The sequence below is a fragment of the Pseudomonas trutticola BRTCR10 genome (genome assembly GCF_056155105.1).
The window spans coordinates 5958204-5980144 of record NZ_CM149552.1 but is presented as its reverse complement, the minus strand read 5'-3'; the positions used below and the strand labels follow the sequence as shown (position 1 = coordinate 5980144).

Below are 21941 nucleotides of genomic sequence, written 5' to 3'. Positions count from 1 at the left end.
GTCTGCACAGTGATTGTCGGGTGTGGTGGCCGGCAGTAGGTTCAAGCAACCTGCTGACGGAGAAGCCACCATGCCTGAGTACAAAGCTCCCCTGCGCGACATGCGCTTTCTGATCGACCACGTATTCGACTTCCACGCCAATTACGCCGCCCTCGGCGCCCATGACGCCAGCCCGGATATGATCAACGCGATCCTCGAAGAGGGCGCGAAGTTCTGCGAGAACGTTCTCGCGCCGCTCAATCGCAGCGGTGACGAAGAGGGCTGCCATTTCGACAACGGGGTGGTGACAACGCCTACAGGCTTCAAGCAAGCATTCGCACAATATGTTGAGGGCGGCTGGCACGGTCTGGCCGCCGACCCGACCTACGGCGGCCAGGGTTTGCCGAGTTCGCTGGGGCTGGTGATCAGTGAGATGGTCGGTTCCAGCAACACCTCCTGGGGTATGTACCCGGGGCTGACCCACGGCGCGATGTCGGCGATCCATGCCCACGGTACCGCCGAGCAGAAAGACACCTATCTGAGCAAACTCACCGCCGGCCAGTGGACCGGCACCATGTGCCTGACCGAAGCCCATTGCGGGACCGATCTGGGCATCATCAAGACCCGCGCCGCGCCTCAGGTTGACGGCAGCTATGCGGTCACCGGCAGCAAGATTTTCATCTCCGCCGGTGAACACGACATGAGCGACAACATCATCCATCTGGTGTTGGCCAAGTTGCCCGACGCGCCCGCCGGGACCAAAGGGATTTCGCTGTTTATCGTGCCGAAATTTCTGCCCGATGCAGCGGGTGAAGCAGGGACGCGCAACGGCGTTTCCTGCGGTTCGATCGAACACAAAATGGGCATCAAGGCCTCGGCCACATGCGTGCTGAACTTCGACGGTGCCAAGGGTTTTCTGATCGGCGAGCCGAACAAGGGCCTCAACTGCATGTTCACCATGATGAACCACGCACGGCTCGGCACCGGCATGCAGGGCTTGTGTCTGGGCGAGGCGAGCTTTCAGGGCGCAATCAAATACGCCAATGATCGCTTGCAGATGCGCGCCCTGACTGGTGCCAAAGCTCCGGATAAACCGGCCGATCCGATCATCGTTCACCCGGACGTGCGGCGCATGTTGCTGACCATGAAAGCCTTCAACGAAGGCAACCGCGCGCTGACGTACTTCACCGCGCAGATGCTCGATGTCGCGCACCTGAGCGATGATGCCCAGGCGCGTCAGGAGGCCGAAGACCTGTTGGCGTTCCTCACGCCGATCTGCAAGGCATTCATGACCGACACCGGGCTGGAAGTAACCAACCATGGCATGCAGATATTTGGTGGTCACGGGTTCATTCGTGAATGGGGCATGGAGCAGTTGGTTCGTGATTGCCGGATCGCCCCGATTTATGAAGGCACCAACGGCATTCAGGCACTCGACCTGCTCGGGCGCAAAGTGCTCGGCAGTCAGGGCAAATTGCTGCGTGGTTTCACCAAAATTGTTCACAAATTCTGCGCGGCCAACGCCGAGCATGCGCAATTGGGCAGTTTCGTCGCGCAGCTCAATGAGCTGAACCAGCAATGGGGCGACCTGACCCTGAAGGTCGGCATGGCAGCGATGAAGAACCCGGACGAAGTCGGCGCGGCGTCGGTGGATTATCTGATGTACAGCGGCTACATCATCCTCGGCTATCTGTGGTTGCGCATGGCGCTGGTGGCACAGGCGCAACTGGAGGCGGGCGAGGGTGAGGCGGATTATCTGCGAGGCAAATTGGCGACGTGCGAGTTCTACTTCAAACGTTTGTTATCGCGTACGGCTGCACATCGGGCGGCGATCGAGGCGGGGAGTGAGTGTTTGATGAAATTGCCTGCCGAACTGTTTGCACTCTGACCCGCTTTCTGTGGCGAGGGAGCTTGCTCCCGCTCGGGTGCGTAGCAGCCGCTGATAGTGAGCGCTGCGCACTCAAGCGGGAGCAAGCTCCCTCGACACAGGTTTCTCTACATCCTTTGATTATCGTTTCAGGTCGGTGACTAAAAATAACAAATCAGTCACCGGTTGACCCTATGTGTCGCAAAAGTTGTTGGGGTACACTCCGGCCTAACGAAAACACCCTTCCACGAATCACCTGTTCAGATTTTGCGAGGTTTGCCATGGCTGACTACAAAGCGCCGCTGCGCGATATGCGCTTCGTCCTCAATGAAGTATTCGAAGTCGCCAAACTCTGGGCCGAGTTGCCGGCGCTGGCCGAGACTGTCGACGCCGAGACCGTTGAAGCGATTCTCGAAGAGGCTGGCAAGGTCACCAGCAAAAGCATCGCGCCACTGAGCCGTGCCGCTGACGAAGAAGGTTGCCATTGGGCGGACGGTGCCGTGACCACGCCGGCCGGTTTCCCACAGGCTTATCAGACTTATGCCGAAGGTGGCTGGGTTGGCGTCGGTGGCGATCCGGCCTACGGCGGCATGGGCATGCCCAAAGCCGTTTCGGCCCAGGTTGAAGAAATGGTCAACTCCGCCAGCCTGTCCTTCGGTCTGTATCCGATGCTGACTGCCGGCGCTTGCCTGTCGATCAACGCCCACGCCAGCGAAGAACTGAAAGCCGCGTATCTGCCGAACATGTATGCCGGCATCTGGGCCGGTTCCATGTGCCTGACCGAGCCGCACGCCGGCACTGACCTGGGGATCATCCGCACCAAGGCCGAGCCTCAGGCCGACGGTTCCTACAAGGTCAGCGGCACCAAGATCTTCATCACCGGTGGTGAACACGACCTTACCGAAAACATCATTCACCTGGTGCTGGCCAAGTTGCCGGACGCTCCGGCGGGCCCGAAAGGTATCTCGCTGTTTCTGGTACCGAAGTTCATGGTCAATGCCGATGGCAGCCTCGGCGCGCGCAACCCGGCCAACTGCGGTTCGATCGAACACAAGATGGGCATCCAGGCGTCCGCCACCTGCGTGATGAACTTCGACGAAGCCGTGGGTTATCTGGTCGGCGAGCCGAACAAAGGCTTGGCGGCGATGTTCACCATGATGAATTACGAGCGTCTGGGTGTCGGTATCCAGGGCCTCGCCACTGGTGAGCGCTCCTACCAGAACGCCGTCGAATACGCCCGCGACCGTCTGCAAAGCCGTTCGCCAACTGGCGCGCAGAACAAAGACAAAGTCGCCGACCCGATCATCGTCCATCCGGACGTGCGTCGCATGCTGCTGACCATGAAGGCCTCGAACGAAGGTGGTCGTGCGTTCTCCACCTACGTGGCAATGCAACTCGACACCGCCAAGTTCAGCGAAGACGCGGCGACTCGCAAACGTGCTGAAGATCTGGTTGCCCTGCTGACGCCGGTAGCCAAGGCATTCCTGACCGATCTGGGTCTGGAAACCACGGTGCATGGCCAGCAGATTTTCGGCGGTCACGGCTACATCCGCGAATGGGGCCAGGAACAACTGGTGCGTGACGTGCGCATCACCCAGATCTACGAAGGCACCAACGGCATTCAGGCGCTGGACCTGGTCGGGCGCAAGATCGTCGGCAGCGGCGGCGCGTTCTACAAGCTGTTCGCCGACGAGATCCGCCACTTCACCGCGACGGCCAGTGCCGACCTGGGCGAATTCACCAAGCCATTGAACGACGCTGTCGACACCCTCGACGAGTTGACGTCGTGGCTGCTGGATCGGGCGAAAAACAACCCGAACGAAATCGGCGCGGCCTCGGTCGAATATCTGCAAGCGTTCGGTTACACGGCGTACGCCTACATGTGGGCACTGATGGCCAAGGCGTCGTTGGGCAAAGAAGCGCAGGATGATTTCTACGCCAGCAAGCTCGGTACTGCACGCTTCTACTTCGCCCGCCTGTTGCCGCGTATTCACTCGCTGAGCGCGTCGGTGAAGGCCGGCAGCGAGTCGCTGTTCCTGTTGGATGCAGCGCAATTCTGATGATGTAACGTCATGTAAGCATTCTCTTACGTGACGTGCTGCTGTTCTCCCATATGCGCGGATTGGATCCAGAGCTAATCTACATTTCATGGACGTCGCGCAGGAAGCGCAAAGCAACAACACGGACACGTAGGATTCTGCCAGGGTGGCGGAGTGAAATGGATGTCAGGGAAACAGTCTGCAAAGCCCCGCTTCGGCGGGGTTTTCTTTTGCCTGCAGAAAAGTAAGTCAGGCCAAGGGATCGAGCGGCGGCTTTGCTTCACGCTCCATCACTTCCTCCAGCAACGTGCGCAACAGCGCCAAAGAGGCTTGCTGGCGCTGTACATCACGACAGACCAATCCAACCTTCAACGGCACCCGTGGCTCGCTCAGCGGTTTCCACAGCAGATCCTGATCGTCGTACTCCTTCTGCGAACGCCCCGGCAGCACCGTCGCCAGTTTGGTGTGCGGCAGACTGTCGAGAATCCCCAGCATATTGTTCAACTCGGCTTGCACTTGCGGGCGACGCCCGAGGCTGGTCAGTTGCGCCTGCCAGATCTGGCGGATCTGAAATTCCTCGCCCAACAGCAGCATGGGCAATTCCGCGGCCTGGCGAATCGAGACTTTCTTGAATTCACGCAGCGGGTGATCCGCCGGGATGACCAGCGTCAGCTCATCTTCGTAGAGCATCACGCCCTGCAGCCCGGGCTGACGGGGCGGCAAGTAGCTGATGCCGATGTCCAGTGAACCGTTGAGCAATCGTCGTTCGATTTCCAGCCCCGTCAGTTCGTAGATCTGCACCACCAGATGCGGTTGTGCCTTGCGCACGCGCTCTAGCATTTGCGGCACCAGACTGGTGTGCACGGTCTGCAACACACCGATTGCCAGCGTGCGCAGTGCCTGGCCCTTGAAGTTGCCCAACGCCTCGCGCGCGCGTTGTAAACCGTCGAGCAGTGGCAGCGCATGGTTGTACAGCGTGTGCGCGGCAAGCGTCGGCAGCAGGCGTTTGCTGCTGCGTTCGAACAGGGTGACGTCGAGATTCTGTTCCAACTGACGGATCTGTTGGGAAAGCGCGGGTTGCGAGATCGACAGGCGTTCGGCGGCTCTGCCGACATGCCCTTCTTCGTAAACCGCGACGAAATAACGCAGTTGTTTGAAATCCATAAGTAACGCTTATCGAAAATGCTGAGAAATCGAAATGGCCCAAGGCCGTCAGTGAGCCTAGTCTAACCGCATTCACGAGGCTTACAGGGCCAGAAAGCGCGATGATCAGCGTCAGCTTCAAGAGTGTTTACATAGGCAGTTCAAAAAACCTCCAGCGAGGTTTTGTTCAATGAATCTGTTCAGTTTGCGGCGCCAGACGCCGAGCCTTGACGACCTCACTTTCGAGGCCAACCCTTCAAACATCAGCGAAAATCTCAGCGCTGAGCGGCTGATGCCCAGCGTCGAAAGGCCACAACAGGTGTTCGTTCGCGGCCAAGGCTCGTGGCTGTGGGACAGCAACGACCGCGCTTACCTCGATTTCTCCCAGGCCGGCGGTGCCAACAGCCTCGGCCACAGTCCTTCGGCACTGGTCAAAGCCATCGCCAGCCAGGCCCAGGCGCTGATCAATCCCGGTTTCAACCTGCATAATCGCGGCATGCTCAGCCTCGCCGAGCGCCTGTGCGCCAGCACTTCCAGTGATCAGGCTTACCTGCTCAACAGCGGCAGCGAGGCTTGCGAGGCCGCGATCAAACTGGCGCGCAAATGGGGCCAACTGCATCGCGGCGGCGCCTCGCGGATTATCGTTGCGAAGCAGGGTTGTCATGGCCGCAGTCTGGCGACGATATCGGCGTCGGACAGTTGTAATCTGCACAACCGTTTCGCACCTTTGCTGCCGGGCTTCGATCTGGTGCCGTTCAACGATTTGCCAGCGCTGCACGCGGCAGTCGATGCGCAGACCGTGGCGATCATGCTTGAGCCGATCCAGAGCGACGCTGGTGTCATTCCCGCGACCGAGCATTACCTCAAAGGCGTCGAACGTCTGTGCCGTGAGCTGGGCATTCTACTGATTCTCGACGAAGTGCAGACCGGCATCGGTCGCTGTGGCACCGTGCTCGCCGAACAATCCTACGGCGTGCGCGCCGATATCGTTGTGCTTGGCAAAGGCCTTGGCGGCGGCGTGCCGCTGGCGGCGCTGCTGGCGCGGGGCAAGGCATGCTGTTTCGACGCGGGCGAACTCGGCGGTACGCATCACGGCAATGCGCTGATGACCGCGGCCGGTCTGGTCGTCCTCGACAGCGTGCAAGACCGCAGCTTTCTCGAACAGGTCAAAGAAAACGGCCAACATCTGCGCGAAGGTTTAGCCCGACTGGCTCACCGTTACGGTCACGGCGAGCTGCGTGGTCAAGGCCTGTTCTATGGACTGACCCTGTCAGACGATTGCGCCGATGCCGTCATCCACGCTGCATTGCATGAAGGCCTGCTGCTCAACGCTCCGCAAGCCAACTGCCTGCGCTTCACCCCGGCCCTGACCGTCAGCAAAACCAACATCGACGAAATGCTCCTGCGCCTGGGCCGGGCGTTCTCGCGAGTGCGCACCGCACAACTGCAATGCCGCAAAGGGATTGCCGTCTGAACTGAACCGTCCTACCCGAATTGAAGAACCGTCTCGCGGTATAACGCACGCCCCACGCCTGATTCTTTTGGCGTGGGGCGTTTTTTTTTTTGGCAATGGATACTGGCGAACAAATGGCGATTGCACTGAACCCTGACGAACGGCGCAGGTCGATTAGCTTGTATGGCTCAAATGAGCCAACCCCCATACAGGAGCTGCCCCATGGATTTCATTCGCATCATCATCGCTATTCTGTTGCCACCACTGGGTGTGTTTCTGCAGGTCGGGTTTGGCGGGGCGTTCTGGTTGAACATTCTGCTGACGTTGTGCGGGTACATCCCGGGGATCGTGCATGCGGTGTACATCATTGCCAAACGCTGAGTACTTCGCTGCCGGATAGATCGCTATCGCTGCAAGCCAGCTCCCACAGTGGTGTCGGTCGTACACACATTTTGTGTACACCTAAAAACCTGTGGGAGCTGGCTTGCCAGCGATTGGGGCGACACGGATGCCGATTTTCAATCCCCCAAACCCATCACCCGCCGATAGAACTTCCACTCCTGCTCCAACGCATGCGCCTGATTCACTGCGCGGCGGAAGCCGTGGCGTTCATCGGCGTAGTAATGCGCCTCGACCGGGATGTTGTTCTGTTCCAGTGCCGTGACCATGTCCCGCGTCTGTAGCGGCACAACAACAGCGTCCAGCTCACCCTGAAAGAAAATCACCGGTACGCGAATGTTGCTCGCGTGCAGCAGGGGTGTGCGGCCGGCGTAGCGTTCGGCGTCCTGCTCGGGGTCGCCGATCAGCCAGTCCAGGTAATCGCCTTCAAACTTGTGTGTCGCCCGGGCGAGCGCGACCGGATCGCTGACCCCGTAAAGACTGGCGCCGGCGCGAAACACCTGCTGGAACGCCAAAGCGCACAGCGTCGTATAACCACCGGCGCTGCCGCCACGGATGAACGCATTATCGCCGTCGATCATGTCGCGTTCGGCCAGATGCGCCACCACTGCGCACGCATCCTTGACGTCTACCTCACCCCAACTCAAGTGCAATGCCTGCCGATATTCCCGGCCATAACCACTGCTGCCGCGATAGTTGAGGTCGGCGACGGCGAAGCCGCGCTGCGTCCAGTACTGGATGCGTGGGTCGAGTATCGGGTAGCACGCTGACGTCGGGCCGCCGTGGATGAACACCACCAGCGGCGGTTTCGCCTCACCGCTCATGGCGGGATAAAAAAACCCGTGAGCCTCCGCCGAACCGCTGGGGTAGCGCAGGGTTTGCGGGCGGCTGATGCGTTCGGCGGGCAACGGTGCAACCCCGCCGGCCAGCACTTTGACTGCTCGGGATGCGCGATCAATGGCGATCACTGCCGAAGGATTGATCGGCGAGGCCGCGATGCAATAGATGAAATGCTGATCCAGCGCCAGATGACGAAAGCGGCTGTAGTCGCCGGTGAAGTCTTCGCCATCCAGCGCGAGGCGACCGAAACCGCCCTCGCTCCAACTGGCAAGGTAGGACTCGCCAACCGGTAACCAGGTGCACCCTCCGAGTTGCCAAGGTGCCGGTGCATGGTCGGCCTCGGCACTTGGCAAAAGCTGCAGGCCGTCAGATGTCTCAACCCACGGTTGCCAGAATCCGCCACGATCGGTCAGGCAATACAAACGGCCTTCAGCATCGAAACGCGGCTGTTGAATGGATTCCTCAAGCCGTTCGCCCGCCACGCAACGGGGCGCCGAAAAATCACCTTCGGCCACCATCAAGCGGGTCGACGTCCACGGCTGATGCGGGCGACTCCACTCGATCCATGCTAGACGCTGGCCATCCGGACTTACCGTCGGTGCGGCGTAAAAATCCGCACCTTCGGCCAGCAGATGACGTTTGCCATCCGCCAGATCAATCGCCACCAGCCGATGCGTGTCGTGCTGCTCTTCAACCGCCAATACCTGCCCATCGGCGAAATGCAGATCGCCGTAACGGCACTCACCCGATGTCAGCGCTTCAGGATCGCCATTCAGCGCCTGCCGATACAACTGCTGATCCGCCTCAGCGACGAAAACCACACCGTCAGGCGTCAGACAAAACGCGCCACCGCCATATTCGTACACCCGACTACGCACGCTGAAACCAGTAGGCGTCAGACATTTTGCCGCGCCGTCACGCGAATGCCAGATCCGGCACGCCGCATCTTCGGGGCGATATTCATTCCAGAACAGACCGTTGGCGCCGAGTTGCAGTTCGGCGAAATCCATGCCGGCGGCGACGGCTTGCGAGGCACTGAAAGGCTCAGCCCTTGGCGATGAGGCGCGAGTTTCGTTCATTGCGGAAGGCCAGTTGTTCAATGGTTTGAGTGGCGGTCTCGGCTTCTTCGCGGGCCTTGAGGATCACACCGTGATGTTCGGACTTGCTGCATACCGGGTCGGCATTGCTCGCATCACCGGTAAGCATGAAGGCCTGGCAGCGGCAGCCGCCGAAGTCCTTTTCTTTCTCATCACACGAACGGCACGGCTCGGGCATCCAGTCGTAACCGCGAAAGCGGTTGAAGCCGAACGAGTCGTACCAGATGTGCTGCATGCTGTGATCGCGCACGTTGGGAAATTGTACCGGCAGCTGTCGGGCGCCATGACAGGGCAGGGCGGTGCCGTCCGGCGTGACCGTCAGAAAAATGCTGCCCCAGCCGTTCATACAGGCTTTCGGGCGTTCTTCGTAGTAGTCCGGGGTGACGAAAATCAGCTTGCACGGATGCCCTTCGGCTTCCAGTTTTGCCCGGTATTCGTTGGTGATGCGTTCGGCGCGCACCAGTTGCTCTTTGGTCGGCAACAGGCCGACACGATTGAGCTGCGCCCAACCGTAAAACTGGCAGGTGGCGAGCTCGACGAAGTCGGCCTCAAGCGCGATGCACAGTTCGATGATGCGGTCGATCTTGTCGATGTTGTGCCGATGGGTGACGAAGTTCAGCACCATCGGATAGCCGTGGGCCTTCACCGCGCGGGCCATTTCCAGCTTCTGCGCGAAGGCCTTTTTCGAGCCGGCGAGCAGGTTGTTCACTTGCTCGTCGCTGGCCTGGAAACTGATCTGGATGTGATCGAGGCCGGCCTTTTTGAAGTCGCTGATTTTCTGCTCGGTCAGACCGATGCCGGAAGTGATCAGGTTGGTGTAGAAGCCCAACTGCCGCGCTTCATGAATCAGCTCGGCGAGGTCCTGACGCACCAGTGGCTCACCGCCGGAAAAGCCCAACTGCGCCGCACCCATCTCCCGCGCCTCGCGGAATACCTTGATCCACTGCTCGGTTGTCAGCTCTTTGCCCTGCTCGGCGAAATCCAGTGGATTTGAGCAGTACGGACATTGCAACGGACAGCGGTAGGTCAGCTCGGCGAGCAGCCACAGCGGCAGGCCGATTTCCGGTTTGGCCGGGACTTGCACCGATGACTCAGGCAAGTTCGATCCAGTGCTGCGCACGGGCAACCTCCATGAATTGCTCGATGTCGTCACCGAGCTCGGGCACGCCGGGGAACTGTTCGTCGAGTTTGGCGATGATTGCCGCGACGTCCCGTTCACCGTCGATCAAACCGCCAATCAACGCGGCGCTTTCATTGAGCTTGATCATGCCTTCCGGGTACAGGAGCACATGGCCTTTCTGTGCCGGTTCGTACTGGAAGCGGTAGCCGGGACGCCAGGTCGGGGTCTTGCTGCGGTCGAAACTCATAAGGCGATTCCTTTGTGCCAGACCCGTTGATCGGTGACGCTGTGATACGGCGGGCGGTTCAGTTCGTAGGCCATGCTCATGGCATCGAGCATGCTCCAAAGAATGTCCAGTTTGAACTGGAGAATTTCCAGCATGCGCTCCTGGCCTTCGCGCGTCTTGTAATGCTCAAGGGTGATCGCCAGACCGTGCTCGACATCGCGCCGCGCCTGACCGAGGCGGGTGCGGAAATACTCATACCCGGCCGGGTCGATCCACGGGTAATGCTGCGGCCAGCTGTCGAGGCGCGATTGGTGGATCTGCGGCGCGAACAGTTCGGTCAACGAACTGCTGGCCGCTTCTTGCCAACTGGCGCGGCGGGCGAAGTTGACGTAGGCATCGACGGCGAAACGTACGCCGGGCAGCACCAGCTCCTGGGAGCGCAGTTGATCCGGATCGAGGCCAACGGCCTGGCCGAGGCGTAGCCAGGCTTCGATGCCGCCGTCTTCACCGGGAGCGCCGTCGTGGTCGAGCAGTCGCTGAATCCACTCGCGCCGGATCTCGCGATCCGGGCAATTGGCGAGAATGGCTGCGTCTTTCAGGGGGATGTTCACCTGATAGTAGAAGCGGTTGGCGACCCAGCCCTGAATCTGCTCGCGGGTGGCGCGGCCCTGATACATCGCCACGTGATACGGGTGATGGATGTGGTAGTAGGCGCCTTTGGCGCGCAGGGCCGCTTCGAATTCGGCGGGGGACAGCGGGGTGTCGGTCATGTCTGTTCTCCGGGAACAAGCATTGGAATCTCAGGCGTCTGGACTTGAGTCATCGCTGGCAAGCCAGCTCCCACAGGTACAGATCCAATGTGGGAGCTGGCTTGCCAGCGATGGGGTCCTCAGTTACAGCACGATACTCATGCCGTCATACGCCACTTCAACATCACGCCGCGCCAATTCCGCACGCTCCGGCGAATCCTCATCGAGAATCGGATTGGTGTTGTTGATGTGGATAAGCACCTTGCGCTGCTCGGGAAGCTGTTCCAGCACTTCGAGCATGCCGCCGGGGCCGTTCTGCGCCAGATGGCCCATCTCGCGACCGGTACGGGTGCCGACGCCACGGCGCTGCATCTCATCGTCATCCCACATCGTGCCGTCCACCAGCAGGCAATCACTGCCAGCCATGATGTCCAGCAACGGCGCGTCGACCTTGCCCAGACCCGGTGCGTAGAACAGTTTGCCGCCGGTCTGCAGGTCTTCGACGATCAGGCCGATGTTGTCGCCCGGATGCGGGTCGAAACGGTGCGGCGAGTAGGGCGGTGCAGCGCTGCGCAACGGCAGCGGCGTGAAACGCAGGTTCGGGCACGCCGCCACGGTGAAACTCTGGTCGAGTTCGATGCGGTTCCAGTTCAACCCGCCGTTCCAGTGGGTGAGCATCTTGAACAGGGGGAAACCGGTGCTCAGGTCTTCGTGAACCATGTCCGTGCACCAGACCTGATGCGGGCAGCCTTCGCGCAGGCTGAGCAGGCCGGTGGTGTGGTCGATCTGGCTGTCCATCAGGATGATCGCGCTGATGCCGGTGTCGCGCAGGGCTCGGCCCGGTTGCATCGGGGCGAAGCTTTGCAGTTGCGCGCGGATGTCCGGCGAGGCGTTGCACAGCACCCAGTTCACACCGTCATCGGAAATCGCGATGGACGATTGGGTGCGGGCCTTGGCATTCAGGCTGCCGTCGCGAAAGCCTGCGCAATTGATGCAGTTGCAGTTCCACTGCGGAAATCCGCCACCGGCGGCCGAACCCAGAATCTGGACGAACATGAACGCTCCAATCTTTCAACGCTGAAAATAAAACGCCCCGGCGAGCCGAGGCGTTGCACTGCAGTTCTACGTAAGCAGAACTCAGCGGCTGGCGAAGTACATGGTGACTTCGAAGCCGATACGCAGGTCGGTGTAAGCAGGTTTTGTCCAGGACATAAGGTGTCTCCTTCTAGTGGGTGGGATAGCGCTGTCCATAGTTATAGTCCACGGCAGCGCAGGGATGTTCCAAATAGTTAGGCGGCTATGTTACTCAAAATTTCACCGGGAATGCCCGTGAATATTCGAGAAAGCTCCTTGCAGCGTTGGTAACGATCATTTTGCTGCTTGCCAGGGTGCGCCCGGCATCGAGTCGCTGGCGAGGCAGAGCCAGCCGCCTTCGGCGCGATTTAATCGTTGCGCGGCTGCCAGCAATGCCCGGCGATCCAGTTGGCCGATCGCGGCGATCAATTGGGCCAGGTAATCCGACGAGTGGCCGGCAAGTTTTGCCTGCCAGAGCAGTTCGGCGGCGTCTTTGCCGGTCAGATTGCTCTCGTCGAATTGCTCCGCGAGTGACTGACGTAGTTGGTTGAAACCGTGGTCATCGAGGTTTTCGATCAGCCCAGGAACACTGTCGAGGAACTGCTGGATATGACCGAGCAACTGAGCCGGTGCAGTGTTCGGCGACTGCACGCCAAACAGCAATCCGCTTTGGCCGTGAATCTGCCGCAGGGCGCTGAATACCGCATAACCCAACTGCAATTCGACCCGCAGGCACTGATAGAACGGCGTCTGGCACAGCTGTGCGAGCAGGCGCCACGCCGCTTCGTCGGCAATTTCGCGACTGGCTGTCGGACAGAACAGCAGCAGGGCGTGTTCACTGGAGCCTGTTTCGATGTGGCTCCACAGGTGTTGAGCATTGATCGCAGGTGTTGCCGGCAGCTGATTGTCCGGTGTGCCGGGGATGCGGCTCAGGGCCAGCCCCATCGCCGATTGAGTCTGTGCGCTGAGGCCCAGCGCCAGCCCGTCCCAGCGCGAAGTTGTCCACAGGTGGTTGGCGTCGCCCGACTCGGCGACCGCTGGCAGGTAACGTTGCGGCAACTCCTTGAGCAATTGGCGGATCGCTATCAACGGCGCTTCTGGCGCTGCGCTCGGAGAATCGGCATCAACCTGTGTCAGAACTTTCAGCGCATGCTCCAGGACACCGGGCATCGGCTCTTGCAGGCCGGTCAGTTTCAGCAGCCATTGAGTGCCGGTGGCACTGAAGGACAACTCGACCCCGGCCTGACGCGCGTCTTCCTGGGTTTCCCGCAGGCTGCGTTGTAGCTTGCCTTGCAGATCGGCACTGGCGGCGGCTTGCAGTTGCCAGCGCAGATAAATCGCGCCCTGATCACTGGTGTCCGGCAGCGCCTGGCTGAACTGCATCGGTGAACGCTCACGCCGGCCGCGCGAACGATCCTGGGCGAACGTGCGCAAGCCACGGTGGGCGCTGGTCTGGCCGCGAATCAAACCGGCGTTCGCCAGCGGTTCGCTGGAGCGCAGGAAAGGGTTGGCTGCCGGCAGATGCCAGTGGCTGCTGAAGTTATCCACAACGCCGATTTCGCGCAGTAGCTGTTTGAGTGCAACGACAGCGTTTTCGGACAGTTCGCCGTCAAGCTGTTCACTGTCGAGGCGCGCCAGTTGCAGAGCGGTGCTGATCTGTTGCTGACGAGCAAGCAGATTGGCGTATTCCTCGCGCAGCGCTGTCCAGTCCTGCTGCTTAGCAAAGAAGCTAAGCCAATCCAGCAGTTGTTCGCGAATGGCGCTCATGGCTTCGCGGGGGGCAGTGAATTGCAAGTGCAGCAATGCTTGTCCGGCAAAGTGATACAGCGGTGCGGCTTTTAAGTCATCTGCGAGGTTTTGTTGCTGCAGATGTGCGAGCAAGCCGCCAGGTTTGGCGTTGTTCAACCAATGGCAAAGAAACCCCAAGGCTTCGGCGGACAAGACAGGCAACGAGTCGAAGGCAAACAGCAGATGACAACGCCGCTCTCCGGCCTGTTGATAACTTTTCACCGCCAGCGGCACCGTCGCTGCCTGGGCAACGTTATCCCCAACCGGCAGCGTCGCCGCGAATTGCTCCGCCAGAGCGCGCAATACCTCAATGCTCTGCGGGCCGACCAGGCTCAAGGTCATTTGCCCGGTGCGATAAAACTGCTGATGGAAGTCTTGCAGTGCTTGCTGAAACGCTGGCTGCTCGACTTGCAGTGTGTCGCGGTTCCCCGCATGAAAACCGCGTAACGGATGGTTCGCAGGTAAACCTTCATACAACGCAAACGCCTGCTGCGCCGCAGGATCCTGCGACCAAGCGACAAACTCCGCGTCCAGCACTTCGCGTTCGCGCAATTGATCGTCCGGATTCATACGCGGATGGGCGAGCATGTCTGACAGACGCTCCAGCCCGCCGCTGAACAAGTGGGTTGGCAACTCAAAGAAAAAGTCAGTCGTGCGCTCGCGAGTGCTGGCATTTACCTGACCACCATGACTTTGCACGTAGGCCATCAACCCTTCACTTGCAGGAAAAAGGTCGGTGCCAAGAAACAACAAGTGCTCAAGAAAATGCGCCAGCCCCGGCCACGCCAGCGGCACGTCGTGGCTACCGGCAGCCACGCGCAACGCGGCGGCGCTGCGCTTCAGGCCAGGCACGTGACGCAGGGTCACGCGCAAGCCATTGGCCAGGGTTTCAGTGTGGGGGCGGGGGTGAGTCGGCGCAGGCATGGGCACTTCCAGAACAGTGAAGTGCCAATGCTAGCGGATTAGCGCTTGTTCAGCGCGCCGTATAGCTCAGGGCGACGGTCACTGAGGTAGCGATTGGCGGCGCGGGAGTCGACCATCAACTGGCGATCCAGCTCACCGACGATCAGGGCTTCATCGAGACCGGCCTGAGCGATACGGCTGCCGTCCGGTGCGGCGATGCTGCTTTGCCCGCAATAGTGGATGTCGCCTTCATGGCCACAGTAGTTCGCATAGGCCACGTAGCACTGGTTTTCGAAGGCGCGGGCGCGTACCGATACATCGGCGATAAAGTCGAACGGAATCATGTTCGCCGTTGGCACCAGAATCAGCTCGGCGCCATCGAGGGCGAGACGACGGGCATTTTCCGGGAACTCCAGGTCGTAGCAAATCAGGAAACCGAGCTTCCAGCCGTTCAGTTCAACCACCGGAAACTCGCCTTCGCCGGGGCTGAACATCGAACGATCAAGATCACCGAACAGATGCGTCTTGCGGTAATTGCACAGGCGCTCGCCGTTCGCGTCGATCAACTGCACGGCGTTGTAAATCTGTCCGTCGGCAGTGCGCTCGGGATAGCCGTAAAGAATCGCCAGGCCGGCAGCCTTGGCGATCCGGCCAATTTGCTGCGCCCATTCACCGTTGTAGACCTCGGCCAATGTGCTGACCGCTTCGGCGCCAATGTTGTAGCCGGTCATGAACATCTCCGGCAGCACCAAGAGGTCGGCGCCCTTGGCCTCCATCGCCAGTTGATGCAGGCGTTGCAGGTTGGCGGCGGGGTCCAGTGGCAGCGGCGGACATTGGTAAAGGGCTACACGCATCAGGGATTCCTCTTACTCGGGCAGGGCGATAGGGCCGATGTCTTTGAACACATCACCCGGGCCCGGGTTCTCTTTATGTGTAGAACCGCCGAAATGTTTCATGATCCCCCACACCGCGTTGAGCGAAGTCTGCACCGCGCCTTCGACCCACGCCGGGGTCCACGACACGTCGTCGCCGGCGATGAAAATCCCGCGCTGCTCGGCCGGCATGTCGTCCTGCATGAAGTGCGCGTACATGCGCTGGTTATAGCGATAGTGACCAGGCAGGGCGCCCTTGAACGCGCCGAGGAAGTACGGATCGGCTTCCCACGACACGGTGATCGGATCGCCGATGATCCGCGCGGCGATGTCGACTTTCGGGTAAATCTTCTTCAACGCATTCAGCGCCAGTTCAACGCGTTTTTCCACCGGGTGCGGCAGCATCTTCAACGCGTCGCTCATCCACGAGTACGACAGGCAGATCACGCCCGGCTTGTCGTCGCCGTTGTCGAACAGATAAGTGCCACGAGTCAGGCGGTCGGTGAGGGTCATGCTCATGAGGTCGCGGCCGGTTTCCGGATCCTTGTCCTTCCAGAACGGCCGGTCGACCATCACGAAAGTCTTCGATGACTGCATATAGCGGGTGCGATCGAGCGCCATCCACATCTTCTGCGAGAACAGAGTTTCGTCGCATTCGATCTGGGTGGTCAGCAGCCAGCTCTGGCACGTGGTCAGCACGGCGGCGTATTCGCGGGTGTCGCCGTTGTTGTCGGTGACGGCGAAACGGCCATCCGGTGCGTGAGCGATTTTCTTCACGCCGGAACGCGGCGCGCCACGGTGCAGAGACTTCAGGCTGGTGCCTTGCGGCCAATGCACGCAGCGTTCCGGTGCATGGCGCCAGATGCCTTGTGGCACTTGCTCGACGCCGCCGACCACCAGGTGCTGGTGATCGTCGCAGTTGGTCATCACCACACGGAAGATTTCCAGCATCGAGTTGGGGAAATCCGAGTCCCAGCCGCCGGTACCAAAACCGACCTGACCGAACACTTCGCGGTGATGGAACGACAGCTTGGCAAAGGCTTCGGAGGTGGCGACGAAATCGTAGAACGTGCGGTCGTCCCACAGTGGCACCAAGGTGTTCCACAACTCTTTAAGGCGCGGTACATCGCGGTCGCGGATGGCTTGCTGGATATCGGAGAACTGCGAACCTGCTTCCAAGGCATCCGCCCAGGCGTCAGCCACTTCCTGGAACAGTGCAGGAAGGTCGGCCAGTTTCTGTGCGTAATGGGTTTTGCCTTCCAGATCGATCACGGTGCTGCCGGAGGCCGGTGTCAGTGGGTTCGGGAAAGGTTTGGTTTCCAGCCCGAGCTTGTCGACGTAGTGATAAAACGCCGTGGAAGACACCGGGAAACGCATGCCACCGAGTTCGGCGACGATGCCATCAGTGCCATTGAACGCTTGCGAACGCAGACGGCCACCCAGCTTGGAAGCCTCGTAAACCACCGGCTTCAGGCCAAGCTTCATCAACTCGTAAGCGGCCACCAGACCGGCAACGCCCGCGCCGACAATCGCCACTTCAGCGCCGTGATTGTGTTCAGGAATGCTGCCGAGGCCAGCCGGGTGTTCGATCCAGTCGTCGAAAGCGAACGGAAAGTCCGGGCCGAAAATGGTGACTGGTTTCTTACCGTCTGCAGGATGGCGATTGTTCTTGTTCATGGCTGACCTTGCTGGCGACCCGACGCGGGATGCGCGTCTGAGTATAGGAAAAGATGCCAGCCATTTTAGGGAGCGTAGAACACGTTAATAAGACGCAAAGTGTCGTCGTTTTGATAATTAATTGAACAGAGTGACGATATTCGACTTCACTTCGATCATTGTGGGAACGGGCTTGCCCGCGATGAAGCCCTGAAATTCAACCGAGAAATCTCGGTGAAAATATTCAAACCGGCTGCCCCCGATCAATCTTGCTGCTCAGAATGATTGAAGTCGTCGTCTTCTCCACCCCATCCACACTCCCGATCTGATCCAGCAACTGATCCAGTTGCTCCGGCGAGTCCGTGCGCAACCACGCCACATAATCAAATTCGCCACTCACCGCACACAACTGCTGCACCTGCGCCATCGCACTCAAGCGACGCAGCACTTCCTTGCCGGAACGCGGCTGCACCTTGATCCCGACATAAGCCTGCAACCCGCCATCGACCAAACGCTGACCGAGGCGAACGCCATAACCGGTGATGACTTTGGCCTTTTCCAGTCGCGCCAACCGCGAAGTCACGGTGGTGCGCGCAATGCCCAACTGCCGAGCGAGCATGGCCACGCTCTCGCGGGCGTTGATCTGCAGGGCAGCGATCAACTGACGGTCGATTTCATCAAGTACGGGCGGGCGAGTGTCTGGCAAGGGAGCGGCTCCATGGGACGCGGATCTTTGGGCGAGCATGTTACAGCTTCAACCCGCAAAATATGGAAGCCCCTTATTGGTCGGGGCTAAACGCAGAAACGAAAAAGCCGCGCAATGCGCGGCTTTCAATTTGGTGGGCCCACACGGACTTGAACCGTGGACCAAAGGATTATGAGTCCTCTGCTCTAACCAACTGAGCTATAGGCCCTCAGTAGGCCGCGGATTATAGCGACGGTTTCTCGGCTGTGCTATCCGAATAATCCGATACGGTTACACGAAGAAATGTTGCGGCGAATTCTTCCGGCGGTAACGGCAGGCTGACGATGTAGCCCTGGATCTGTTCGCAGCCTTCGGCGGCGAGGAATTGTTGTTGCGCCCGGGTTTCCACACCCTCGGCGATCACGGTGAATTGCATGCTCCGGCCCAGTGCAATGATGGCGCGGACAATCGCCGCGTCGTGGGGATCGTCCGGCAGTCCGCGGACGAATGACTGGTCGATTTTGAGGATGTCCAGCGGCAGGCGCTTGAGGTAACTGAGTGAGGAGTAACCTGTGCCGAAGTCGTCGATTGCCAGTTGTACACCGAGGTGCTTGAGTTGGTGCAGCACCGCCAGCGCCTCTTCGGCCTGACTCATGATGAAATTCTCGGTAATTTCCAGTTGCAGTAAATCGGGCCTCAAGCGGTTTTCCTTGAGCAGTTGCTCGATGCGTCCGAGCAGGTTCGGTTGACGCAGTTGGGCACCTGCGAGGTTGACGGACAGCGGCCCAAGGCTGTCGTAGATCTGGCCCCACTCGAACATTTGTCGGCACGCGGTCTCCAGCACCCAATCACCGATCTGCAGGATCATGCCGTTCTCTTCGGCCAGTGGAATGAAGTGCTCTGGCGGCACTTCGCCAAAAGTCGGATGCCGCCAGCGGATCAGCGCTTCGGCGCCGACCAGGCGGTGATCGTCGAGGCTGATTTTCGGTTGGTAGTAGAGGAACAATTCATCGCGTTCGATGGCTCGACGCAGTTCGTGCTCCAGTGCCACGCGTTCGATGGCTTGCGCGGTGAGGTCGCGAGTGTAGCTCTCGACCCGGTTGCGGCCTTTGGCTTTGGAGCGATACATCGCCGCGTCGGCGTTTTTCACCAACGTGGCCACGTCGCAGCCGTCGCGTGGGTACAGGCTGGTGCCGATGCTGGCACTGATGAAAAACTCGTGCTCGCCGGCCTGGAAGGGGGCCCCGAAACAATTGAGCAGTTTCAGCGCGATGTTATCGGCGTCGCTGGCCTGCTGCAGGCCGGGCAACAGGATGATGAACTCATCACCGCCCAGGCGAGCGACGGTGTCGATGTCGCGCAGTTGTTCTTTCAGGCGCACCGCGATGCCTTTGAGCAGTAGGTCGCCGACCGGATGGCCAAGGCTGTCGTTGATGTGTTTGAAGCGGTCGAGGTCGAGGAACAGCACAGCGCCCTGGCCACCGTTTTCCTGCTGACTGTTCAGCGCCATCAACAGGCGGCTTTCGAACAGCGTCCGGTTCGGCAGGCCCGTGAGCGGGTCATGGTGAGCCTGATAATCGAGTTTCGCCTGGGCGTGCTTGAGGCTGGAGATGTCGGCAAATACGGCGACAAAGTGTGTGATGAACTTGTCGCGGTTGCGCACGGCGCTGATGGTCAGCCAACTCGGATACAGCTCGCCGTTCTTGCGTCGGTTGGATATCTCGCCTTGCCAGTGACCTTCGTCGGTCAATTGGTGCCACATCGCCGCATAAAACGCGCTGTCGTGCAGGCCCGAGGCGAGCAGGCGTGGGGTGTGGCCGAGGGCTTCGCTTTCCGTGTAGCCGGTGATCTCGGTGAAAGCACGGTTGACGGCGCTGATGTGCTGCTGGGTATCGGTGATCAATACGCCTTCGGCAGTGCTCTCGAATACCGTGGCGGCCTGTTGCAGCTTTTCCTGCATCAGATGACGTTCGGTGATGTCGCGGGCGATGGTCAGCATGCAGTCTTCTTCGCCGATCGGTAGCGGCCGGGCGGATACTTCGCAGAGGCGGATCTGCCCGTCGCTACGGCGAATATGGCAGCTGAAATCGCGAACGAAGCCGTCACGGTGCAGCAGGTCGAGCATCTGTTTGCGTTCGTTGAGGTTGACCCAGATCCCCAGGTCCAGCGCCGAGCGGTCGACCGACATGGCGCTGTTGAAACCGGTGATGCGGCTGAAACCTTCGTTGACCTCCAGCAGCAAACCGTCACTCTGGCGCGATAGCAGCAAGCCGTCCGGCGAGGCATGAAAGGCCTTGGCAAACTTCTCTTCCGAGGTTTGCAGTTGCTGTTGGGTTTCCTTGAGCTGAGTGATGTCACGCACCACCACCACCAAGGCTGGCGTGGTGTCGAGGTCGAAGGGTTCGGCGGAGATCAGGCCGGTAAACACCTGACCGTTGTTGCGGCGAAAGGGCATCTCCAGGTTGCGGATGCTGCCGGCCTGCAAACGCTGCAAGAGGCCCGGGCCCACGCCGGGAATGCCCCAGATGTTCAGCTCGGTGGCTGTCTGACCGATGACCTCTTCTGCTTTCAGTCCGATCTGTTCCTCAAAGGCTTCGTTGACCTCCAGCAGGCAGCCGTCGGATAGCCGCGCGATCACCAGAATGTCCGGGCATTGCTGAAAGACCGAGGCGAATTTCTGCTCCGATAGCCGCAACGCTTCTTCGGTGCGCTTGGTTTCGCTGATGTCGATCATCAACCCGCGCATCACCGGTTCATGGCCGTGCTCGATCAGGCTGACGATGTCGCGTACCCACAAGCAGCGACCATCGGCGGTGATCACCCGGTAATCGAGGCTGTGATCGCGTCCGGCCAACACTTCGTGATCACAGAAGCTTTGGGCGCGGGTCAGGTCGGCGGGATGGATGATGTTGCGCCAGAACCCCGGAATCAGCCAATGCGACAGTGGGTAGCCGAGCAGATCTTCGGCATGCGGAGAGACATAGCTGTAGGTGAAGTCGCTCATCCGCGCTTCCCAGGCAATGGCCGACAGGCTCTCTACCAGACCGCGATAGTGATATTCGCTGCTGCGCAGTTCCTGTTCGAGGTCGATACGTCGAGCAATTTCCGAACTCAAGCGCCGGTTGATGCGGATGACCACTGCCAGAATGATCACCAGCAGCAACAGGCCGGGCAGGCCGTAAATCAGCAGATCAGACCAGAATGTCCGATGATCGAGAACGTTGCCCACCCAATGTTCTTGAATGCTGCTGATTTCTTCCGGGGTCATGTCGGCGAGGACTTTGTCCAGAATCCCCGCCAGCACTTTGTTGTCCCGGGGCACGCCCATTGCCAGTTGGTAGCGATACGGGGTTTCGCCGCTGACATACAAGCCGTCGAGTTTCAGTTGGCGCAGACTCCAGACACTGGAAGCAAGGTCGCCCACCACGGCATCCACTTCATCGGTTGCCAATGCCTGTAACGCCGAACTGACGTTAGGCATGGCCACCAGGTTCAGATCCGGGTGATGGGTGCGCAGCAACTCGTGGGGTGCATAGTTTTCCACCACGGCGATCTTCAAACCGTACAGATCTTCGAGTTTGCGCGGTTGGGCGCCACCGACGTGGGCCAGAATGACGATCGGGAAGTCGAGATAGGGACGGGTGAATGACAGGTAGGTCTGGCGTTCCGGAGTGGACATGATGCCCGGCAGCAGGTCGATCTTGCCTGCTTTTACCTGTTCCAGCACCACCGTCCAGCTCACCGGCTCGATGGGGGTGAGCTTGATCGCCAGGCGTTGGCGAATCACATCGATATAGTCCGCCGCGAGCCCCTGATAACGCGCCTGGTCATCGCGAAACTCGAAGGGCGGCCACGACGCATCTACACCCAGGCGCAAGTCCGGATGAGCCGCCAGCCAGCTACGTTCTTCATCGGTCAGAGTCAGCGCGTCAGCCGTTGCGGTCCAGATCATCAGTGACAGCAAAAAAAGCACGGACGCCAATCTGGGCATAACGCTCTCGTTATGGCTCGGGGATGATTGTTTCGAGTGTAGACGGGGTATGCGGGGGAG

16 protein-coding genes and 1 tRNA gene are annotated in these 21941 nt (G+C 59.9%); 4 read left to right on the top strand and 13 right to left on the bottom strand.

Annotated features, from left to right (window positions below):
• The first annotated feature begins 70 nt into the window (after positions 1-70).
• Both ACVVH8_RS27215 and ACVVH8_RS27210 read left to right on the top strand, forming a co-directional pair.
• Positions 71-1867 carry an acyl-CoA dehydrogenase C-terminal domain-containing protein gene (locus ACVVH8_RS27215; RefSeq protein ID WP_475227247.1) on the top strand — a complete coding sequence of 599 codons (1797 nt, stop codon included), beginning with the start codon at positions 71-73 and terminating at the stop codon, positions 1865-1867.
• 260 nt (positions 1868-2127) lie between these two features.
• Complete coding sequence (locus ACVVH8_RS27210) at positions 2128-3906, top strand: acyl-CoA dehydrogenase C-terminal domain-containing protein (RefSeq protein ID WP_103304431.1); 1779 nt, start codon at positions 2128-2130, stop codon at positions 3904-3906.
• A 228-nt stretch (positions 3907-4134) separates the two neighbouring features.
• On the opposite strand, the gene ACVVH8_RS27205 is transcribed toward ACVVH8_RS27210, so the two are convergent.
• Complete coding sequence (locus tag ACVVH8_RS27205) at positions 4135-5049, bottom strand: LysR family transcriptional regulator (protein WP_103304430.1); 915 nt, start codon at positions 5047-5049, stop codon at positions 4135-4137.
• 169 nt (positions 5050-5218) lie between these two features.
• Here ACVVH8_RS27205 and ACVVH8_RS27200 point away from each other — a divergent pair, with 169 nt between their 5' ends.
• Both ACVVH8_RS27200 and ACVVH8_RS27195 read left to right on the top strand, forming a co-directional pair.
• A complete protein-coding gene (locus ACVVH8_RS27200; RefSeq protein ID WP_475227244.1) occupies positions 5219-6502 on the top strand; it encodes an aspartate aminotransferase family protein in 1284 nt (427 codons plus the stop codon).
• A 201-nt stretch (positions 6503-6703) separates the two neighbouring features.
• A complete protein-coding gene (locus tag ACVVH8_RS27195) occupies positions 6704-6862 on the top strand; it encodes a YqaE/Pmp3 family membrane protein (RefSeq protein WP_003228885.1) in 159 nt (52 codons plus the stop codon).
• Between the two features lie 137 nt (positions 6863-6999).
• On the opposite strand, the gene ACVVH8_RS27190 is transcribed toward ACVVH8_RS27195, so the two are convergent.
• The 12 genes from ACVVH8_RS27190 to ACVVH8_RS27135 form a co-directional block, all read right to left on the bottom strand.
• Entirely contained in the window at positions 7000-8799 is a 1800-nt protein-coding gene (locus ACVVH8_RS27190) for a S9 family peptidase (protein WP_475227241.1), read from the bottom strand.
• The gene (pqqE, locus tag ACVVH8_RS27185; RefSeq protein WP_371919314.1) at positions 8765-9901 is read right to left on the bottom strand and encodes a pyrroloquinoline quinone biosynthesis protein PqqE; all 1137 of its coding nucleotides are present in this window, start codon (positions 9899-9901) and stop codon (positions 8765-8767) included. Before pqqE ends, ACVVH8_RS27190 begins: the two co-directional genes overlap by 35 nt.
• A gap of 7 nt (positions 9902-9908) precedes the next feature.
• Positions 9909-10184: a pyrroloquinoline quinone biosynthesis peptide chaperone PqqD gene (gene pqqD / locus ACVVH8_RS27180; protein ID WP_103304426.1), complete on the bottom strand. Its 276-nt coding sequence runs from the start codon at positions 10182-10184 to the stop codon at positions 9909-9911.
• Entirely contained in the window at positions 10181-10933 is a 753-nt protein-coding gene (gene pqqC / locus ACVVH8_RS27175) for a pyrroloquinoline-quinone synthase PqqC (RefSeq protein WP_475227238.1), read from the bottom strand. Before pqqC ends, pqqD begins: the two co-directional genes overlap by 4 nt.
• A 123-nt stretch (positions 10934-11056) precedes the next feature.
• Positions 11057-11968 (bottom strand): pyrroloquinoline quinone biosynthesis protein PqqB, encoded by a 912-nt coding sequence (gene pqqB, locus ACVVH8_RS27170; protein ID WP_475227234.1) that lies wholly within the window; start codon positions 11966-11968, stop codon positions 11057-11059.
• A gap of 81 nt (positions 11969-12049) precedes the next feature.
• Entirely contained in the window at positions 12050-12124 is a 75-nt protein-coding gene (gene pqqA, locus ACVVH8_RS27165; protein WP_003422658.1) for a pyrroloquinoline quinone precursor peptide PqqA, read from the bottom strand.
• 156 nt (positions 12125-12280) lie between these two features.
• On the bottom strand, positions 12281-14698 hold the full coding sequence (gene pqqF / locus ACVVH8_RS27160) for a pyrroloquinoline quinone biosynthesis protein PqqF (RefSeq protein ID WP_475227231.1): 2418 nt from the start codon (positions 14696-14698) through the stop codon (positions 12281-12283).
• Between the two features lie 38 nt (positions 14699-14736).
• A complete protein-coding gene (locus ACVVH8_RS27155; protein WP_315446204.1) occupies positions 14737-15531 on the bottom strand; it encodes a carbon-nitrogen hydrolase family protein in 795 nt (264 codons plus the stop codon).
• 12 nt (positions 15532-15543) lie between these two features.
• A complete protein-coding gene (locus ACVVH8_RS27150) occupies positions 15544-17226 on the bottom strand; it encodes a flavin monoamine oxidase family protein (protein ID WP_103304421.1) in 1683 nt (560 codons plus the stop codon).
• Between the two features lie 223 nt (positions 17227-17449).
• Complete coding sequence (locus ACVVH8_RS27145; RefSeq protein WP_475227229.1) at positions 17450-17911, bottom strand: Lrp/AsnC family transcriptional regulator; 462 nt, start codon at positions 17909-17911, stop codon at positions 17450-17452.
• Positions 17912-18042: 131 nt separating this feature from the next.
• A tRNA-Ile gene (locus ACVVH8_RS27140) sits at positions 18043-18119 on the bottom strand.
• 15 nt (positions 18120-18134) lie between these two features.
• Positions 18135-21881, bottom strand: a complete 3747-nt coding sequence (locus ACVVH8_RS27135) for a bifunctional diguanylate cyclase/phosphodiesterase (protein ID WP_103304419.1) — start codon at positions 21879-21881, stop codon at positions 18135-18137.
• Positions 21882-21941 lie beyond the last annotated feature (60 nt).